This is a genomic window from Salinisphaera japonica YTM-1, assembly GCF_003788585.1.
In the GTDB taxonomy this organism is placed as follows: domain Bacteria; phylum Pseudomonadota; class Gammaproteobacteria; order Nevskiales; family Salinisphaeraceae; genus Salinisphaera; species Salinisphaera japonica.
The window spans coordinates 87,040-93,502 of the sequence record NZ_AYKG01000068.1; the positions used below are offsets into that span (position 1 = coordinate 87,040).

The 6,463-nt window shown below is 58.4% G+C and carries 6 protein-coding genes; 3 read left to right on the top strand and 3 right to left on the bottom strand.

Going from position 1 to position 6,463, the window contains the following annotated elements; translation table 11 throughout:
• Window positions 1-9: 9 nt before the first annotated feature.
• The 3 genes from SAJA_RS14635 to SAJA_RS14645 all read right to left on the bottom strand — a co-directional run bounded on the left by SAJA_RS14635 (window position 10) and on the right by SAJA_RS14645 (window position 3,041).
• Window positions 10-1,263: an efflux RND transporter periplasmic adaptor subunit gene (locus tag SAJA_RS14635; RefSeq protein ID WP_006911905.1), complete on the bottom strand. Its 1,254-nt coding sequence runs from the start codon at window positions 1,261-1,263 to the stop codon at window positions 10-12.
• Window positions 1,260-2,576: a TolC family protein gene (locus tag SAJA_RS14640; RefSeq protein ID WP_123659410.1), complete on the bottom strand. Its 1,317-nt coding sequence runs from the start codon at window positions 2,574-2,576 to the stop codon at window positions 1,260-1,262. Before SAJA_RS14640 ends, SAJA_RS14635 begins: the two co-directional genes overlap by 4 nt.
• Window positions 2,577-2,660: 84 nt before the next feature.
• Entirely contained in the window at window positions 2,661-3,041 is a 381-nt protein-coding gene (locus SAJA_RS14645) for a hypothetical protein (protein WP_006911907.1), read from the bottom strand.
• A gap of 155 nt (window positions 3,042-3,196) precedes the next feature.
• Between SAJA_RS14645 and SAJA_RS14650 the strand changes: the two genes are divergently transcribed.
• The 3 genes from SAJA_RS14650 to SAJA_RS15645 all read left to right on the top strand — a co-directional run bounded on the left by SAJA_RS14650 (window position 3,197) and on the right by SAJA_RS15645 (window position 6,425).
• The gene (locus tag SAJA_RS14650; protein WP_006911908.1) at window positions 3,197-3,469 is read left to right on the top strand and encodes a metal-sensing transcriptional repressor; all 273 of its coding nucleotides are present in this window, start codon (window positions 3,197-3,199) and stop codon (window positions 3,467-3,469) included.
• Entirely contained in the window at window positions 3,466-4,521 is a 1,056-nt protein-coding gene (locus SAJA_RS14655) for a cation diffusion facilitator family transporter (RefSeq protein WP_006911909.1), read from the top strand. The genes SAJA_RS14650 and SAJA_RS14655 overlap by 4 nt, the downstream gene beginning before the upstream one ends.
• Before the next feature lie 1,790 nt (window positions 4,522-6,311).
• Window positions 6,312-6,425, top strand: a complete 114-nt coding sequence (locus tag SAJA_RS15645; RefSeq protein ID WP_123659411.1) for a MerR family DNA-binding transcriptional regulator — start codon at window positions 6,312-6,314, stop codon at window positions 6,423-6,425.
• Window positions 6,426-6,463: the final 38 nt, after the last annotated feature.

The window sequence follows — 6,463 nt, forward strand, 5'->3', positions numbered from 1 at the left end:
GTGCTCCGGTTAGTGGCCGTGGACCGCGCCGGACTTCTCGATGTCCGCCTTGATCAAATAGCTGTTGTCGACCACATAGCGCTCATCGGGCTTGAGCCCCGAGATCACCTCGACATACTCGCCGTCACCGGCACCGAGTTCCAGTGGCCGAACCTGATAGGCCTCGCCCACTTTGATGAACACCACGTCCCAGTCACGAAAGGTTTGCAGCGCGCGACGCTCGACCGCGATCGGCACTTCGCGTTCCGTGATCTCGACCGTGGCTTGCACAAAGTGTCCTGGGGTCCAGTGCCCTTGCCGATTGGCAAGCACGGCGCGGGCGACGGTGCTCTGGCCGTTTCCCGCCGCTCGGGGGGCGCGATAACTGACGGTGGTTTTCGCCTGTGGGTCATCGCTGGCGCCTACCACGACCGGTTGGCCCACTTGGACGCGTTGGGCGTGACCCGGGAATACTTGAAGTTCGGCCCAGACCTCGTCGTAGTCAGCCACCGTAAGCAAGGGCTCGGTGCCGGCCATTTCACCGGGCTCGACTCGACGCTCGGTCACGACGCCGGCGATGGGCGAGGTCACTGCGTAGCGCCGCAGGCTGTCGTTGGCCTCCACAGAAGCCAGCCGCTCACCTTTGGCTACGGTATCGCCCACGGCCTTGTCAACGGCCACAACAACGCCAGGGAAACGGGCTCCGACACGCCGCACGCGGCTCGGATCGGGCACGATATTGCCGTACAGCTTCACCGTCTCTCGAATCGTCCCAGGCCCGGCCAGGGTTGTGGTGATCCCGGCCCGCTTGGCGGCCTCAGCGCCGATGCTGACCCGCCCTTCATAGGAGCTGTACTCCCAGCGGTAGGTATTGCCTTCGTATTCGGCCGCGACCATGACTTCAAACGAGTGGGGTTCGGTCACGACGCCGTCACCCAGCAGATAGTCGTTTTTCGGTTTGAAGTCGAAGCGGTCTACGCGTCCACCGAGGCGTTCCAGCTCGACTTCCAGATCGACTTGCTTTAGATCGACCGGCTCGCCGCCCTGGTACGCATAGATTCGAAATTCGGGGGGCACGTTATCCTCGAAGATCGTGACCTCCACCGAGAAGTCGCCGTCCTTGAGAAGACGCCCCCCGTGTGGGCCTTCAGCCGGCGTTTCGGCCGCGCCCCCGGTCTCGGCTTTCGACGCTGCTTTCGCCGTGCCGAATTGCGTGACATCACATGCGCTCAAAAACAGGGCGGCCGCCAAAGCCGCCACGATCGCTATAAAACGGATGCTCATGGCGACTCCGGATATTGGATATTGCTGTTGAATTCGATGCGACCGTCACCGCCGGGCAGCGGTTCGGCGGTCAGGCTTTCGATATCGGCACGCAGGCGATGCGCGCGCTCGGCGGCATCAATCAATGCGCGCTCGGCATCGATGAGTTCACCACGGGCGGTTACGCGCTCGAGATAGCTATAACGACCTCGGTCGTAGCCTCGACGAATTTCGCTCAGTGCCTGTTCCTGCTGCGGAATAATCTGGTCTTGCAGGGTGGCGACTGTTTCTATCGCCTGCGCCCGGGCCTGATAAAGCGAGAACAGCCGCGCCCGCGTATCCAACAGCATGGCGCGTCGCTCCGCGCCCACGGCCTCGCCTCGGGCCTCGGCTTCAGCGATGGCGCCCTGGGCACGACTGGCCGAAAACAGCGGCACACTCGCGCCGAAGATCAAGGCGGTGTCGCCGGTATCTTCCAGGCGCTTTACACCAGCGCGCAGGCGAATATTGCTGTGGGCTTGCGACTGGGCGAGACGCAGTTCGGCCTGGCGTATTCGGCTTTCTGCGGTGAACTGCAGGAAGTCCGGATTGGCTTGAATACGCTCGGCCAGGACGTCAAAATCGCCTGGCGCGCCCACCGCGTAGAGATCAGCGCGAACTTTTTTGAAGTCCGGCTCGGGCATGTTCCAGAGCGCGGCCAGCCGTAACCGGGCGATCTCGAGTTCGCGCTCGGCGTTGGCCCTATTGAGCTGCGCGCGCGCCAAAGCCGCCTTGGCGCGCGCGGCTTCAGCGCGCGGTGCGCGCGCCGCATTGACACGTCGATTCACGCCCGTCATAGCGTCGCGGGCAAGTTCGGACGCACGCTTGGCGACCGCTAGGCGCTCATCAGCTGCCGCAACCGCGTAGAAGCGGCGCGCGACAGCGGCCAAGACGTCAAGCTCCTGCGCTTTTTCTTGAATCGCAACCGCTCGCTGGCGCGCATCCACAACGCCGACTCGCGCATCGCGTTTACCGCCAAGTTCGATTACCTGCGAAAGCGCCAAGGTCGCTTCCGCGCGATCAAAGCCTCTCGCACTGCCTGTGCCGCCGAAGTCCTGTAGCTCGAACTGCAACTCGGGCGCCGGCCTTAGCGCGGCCGTATCGCGGCGACCACCGAGCGCGCGCTGGCGGTAGGCAAAAACGCGCAGGCCCGGATTGCGGTCCAGCGCCCTCGAGATCGCGTCGGAAAAAGTAAGCGGCCTTGCCGACGGATTGGCGTCCGGCGCGGCTGAAGCCGACACGCACCAAAACACGAGACCCATCACGCAAGTGATGCGTCGAATACCAATATTCATTTGGAAACTCCTGCTAACGGCGCATACGCGCCGATGTGCCGCTGATAGAAAGCGGCAACGATTGCCTTCGATCAGGCCCTTCGATCAGGCAATAGCAGGCGGGCCACGGGAAGGCGGCCGCTGGTAGTAAGCGGCAGGGTGAGGCGTTTCCTGCCCGTCTGGGAAATCGGGCTTAACCGAGGAGGCGGGGTCATCCAGCAGCACGCAGGCCAGAAAGACCGGAAGAACCCAGCCCATGCTGCTCTGATACTTGGCCGAGGTAGCTTGGGTTAGATGATTGGACGCGTCGTCAGACGATTCGCTGTCTGATGCATGGCTGTCTGCGTGCGATTCGGCCGCCTGCAAATGGCTCTGGATCGAGGTGTCATTGGCGTCGATGCTGATATGGGCATGCAGGCCTGCTGCCTGCATCATGAGCATCATGACCGCGGCCAGTTGCAACCAGTATGTCTTTTTGAGCTGCATGGAAAGCCTAGATCAAACCCCGGTCATAGCATTAATGCTTAGCAGAACATCCTCGTTGCGGCCGCTAAGGCGTCACACGGTTTTTGCAAACCGAACCCTATCAGTAGGGTGGCACATATTGACTGTATCCTATCCGGGGGGATAGGATCAAGGGCATGAGTACCCATACCACACACCCCGAAATCATCCGGCGTCTCAAACGCGCTGACGGCCACCTGCAAAGCGTCATTAAGATGCTGGAAGACGGCCGCGGCTGTCTTGAAACCACCCAGCAGCTTCACGCCGTCGAACGAGCGATCACGAATGCGAAAAACACCTTGGTTCATGACCATATCGATCACTGCTTTGATGAAAGCTTGTTCGAAAAAGGCGCTATAGAGGCACGCGTTTTGATGGAAGAGTTCAAAGCGATCACCAAGTACCTATGAAAAAACCAGCATCGATTATCAAAGCGACTCTGAGCTGGCTGGGCTTCGGCGGTCCGGAAGATCATGCGCATGGCGCTCATGATCACGATCACGATAGCGAGCATGGCCACACGCACGGCGTGATCGACCCGAGCATCACCGCTACAGAACGCGGTATCTGGGCGATCAAATGGTCGTTCGTAATCCTCGCAATCACTTTCCTAGGTCAGCTCGGGATCGTGTTGATCTCCGGCAGCGTGGCGCTACTTGCCGATACGATCCACAACCTGGGTGATGCAGCAACCGCAATTCCGCTCTGGGTCGCGTTTCGCCTGATCCAACGCGGCACCAGTAAGCGGTTCACCTACGGTTATGGACGTGTCGAAGATCTGGCCGGTGTACTGATCGTGCTGATTATCTTGTTCAGTGCGCTTGTCGCCGGCTATCAGGCGATCGACCGTTTGTTGGATCCGCAACCTATCCAGCACCTGCTCTGGATGGCTGTGGCGGGGGTCATCGGTTTTATCGGTAACGAATTAGTGGCCGTTTTTCGGATCCGAGTCGGTCGCCAGATGAATAGCGCCGCCCTGATCGCCGACGGCTATCACGCCCGTACCGATGGGCTTACGAGCCTTGCGGTGGTCGTTGGCGCGGCCGGGGTATGGCTGGGCTTTCCGTTGGCCGACCCAATCATCGGCCTGCTGATTACGGCCGCGATCTTCGCTATTGTCTGGCAATCCGGCAAAGCGATTTTTACGCGCTTGCTCGATGGCGTCGATCCGCAGGTAATAGACGATATCCGGCATGCCGCTGCGCACGTCGACAACATCCATGATGTGTCTAACGTTCGCGCGCGGTGGCTCGGGCATCAGTTGGTTGCTGAACTCGATATAACATTGGTAGGCAATGCCACGATAGATCAAGCAAATACCGTGGCGAGTGAGGTGGAACACGAACTGGTGAGTCATCTGCCGGCGCTACAGTCTGCGCACATCCGCATCCGACCACGGAATACAAACGACGCGGCTAGACTAGCCGTAACACCCGGCGCATTGGTGTCCTCGCGTCATTGAGGGTCTAGGTAATCGGCACGCGTCAAAGCGCGTGGGACGGTCTCTTATGCCGGTGGACAGTACCGCCGACGATAAAAGCCCGCGCCAAGCGATGCGATCGGCCGGATGTAAGGCAGAGCCGATCGCCTAGCGCTACGAGCACCACCCGTTTCGTTCGCCCCGGTGCTGCCAGCCGGCGCCAAGGGTAAACTTTCAAGAATCGATCCGCCTAAGCAACGACCGAACCCCACAACGCACGCGTCGGCGTTCACCCGTAGATGAGGAGCGCTCCATGCACACCAAGGACATCAGCCACTGGGAACACGCTCCCAGCTTCTCCCAAGATCGATCCCGGGCGGCTACTGCTGGCGATCTTTCCGCGGTCATGGTTTGAGCAGAGTGTCGAATGGGCCCTGAGCCCGGTGGCGATTCAATCTACTTTCGACGCCCTCAACACAAGATGCTACTCAGCACATCACGCTCTTGATTTTTAGCCTAACCGCATCTACGTTCGATCACATGCGTTTCATATTCGCACTATTGCTTTTATTGGCCGCGTTTGCCACACAGGCTAGCGGACAAACGGCACCGAGCATTTCGATCCAATTCGGCGGTGCTCACGCACAATCCACAATCGGCAGCGAACCGACAAAGGCCGCATCTACCGCCGACGATGAACATCACGATGGCTCAGAGGATCAGACCCACCATGAATGCGCATCTGTCGGCCATTGCGCAGCGAGTGCCATAGGCGCTAGCAATTTCTTGTTCAAAACGGATTATTATTTTGCGGTAAAGCCTGCTGCCCTTAATCAAAGTGAGGTTGGCAGCGGATTTACTTTACCACCATACCGTCCTCCCGCCAGAGCGTCGTAGCCTTTTCGCATTGGCAGCGGCTCAAACGCGCCTGGATTAAGCAGACTCTAATCAAATCTGCTTGTGTCCGCAGACGTACGCCGCGCTCCGAGCTATAAAAGCAAATTGGTAGCTTGAGGCTAGACGAACTGGTCAATTGCGATCGCGTTTTGCAGCTTTATCGTTGATATGAATTACGGGAGTGAACTCATGCACATCTCAAATGTTAATCCGTCTACATCACATTGGTTTATCGCGACTTCTCTGTTCCTCAGTAGCGCGATATTTATGACCGCAAGCGCTGGGGCAGGCCATGAAGCCGAATCGGCTGACACCACAGCTTCAGGGAATACTCAGGCGGTGGTAAGAGTCGAAGGCAGTTCCGAGACAGCCCCGTCGCCTAGCCGAGGCAACACCGGTCCGAGAGGCGCCGACGATTACGACGTCATTGAACACTCGGGCGAGCCTGGGTGGGCGTCCGAGAATGTCCCCAAACGTGGTGCGGAAAAGGAAAATCAGGAAGGCGAGGACCATACTGATCCGCAGTCGCATATTCACGCTGGCCCTCACACTCGCGACTAAATTTCGATTGGAGAAAATAGCGTAACGTCGCTTAAGCAAGGGGACAGCGATGAGCTGTCCCCTTCCCGTGCCTCGCAGCTTAGACGACCCAGCGAATTCGGACAGCTTAGGAAGACGGCTTGGAATTCAATTTAGCATTCCGATAGCGAACGTAGACCGTGCGAGGTTAAGGCTTTTTATGGCCTTCGTAATGAGGGTGTAGACAAACCTTGTAAGCCGCTGAATAAACGCGTGTTTCTCGAACTGGGCTTTTGAAGCCGATTTCGGAAAAAGGGAATAAAGTCAGAAGGTTACTACGGCGCTTCCTTTGAATTTATCTACACCCTCAATGTATATAAGGATCTATTCACACACTTACACATGAGCCTTAAGAGGTGATTCCTATCTCTGGCATCGGTGAAACTGCCCGGCAAGTCGGAATGTCCGTCGATACGCTGCGTTATTACGAGAAAATTGGGCTGTTGTCCCTGAGGGTTCCCCACAAATAGCGCTGCATTAACAGCGAGTTATCGCTGTTCGAGGGTAG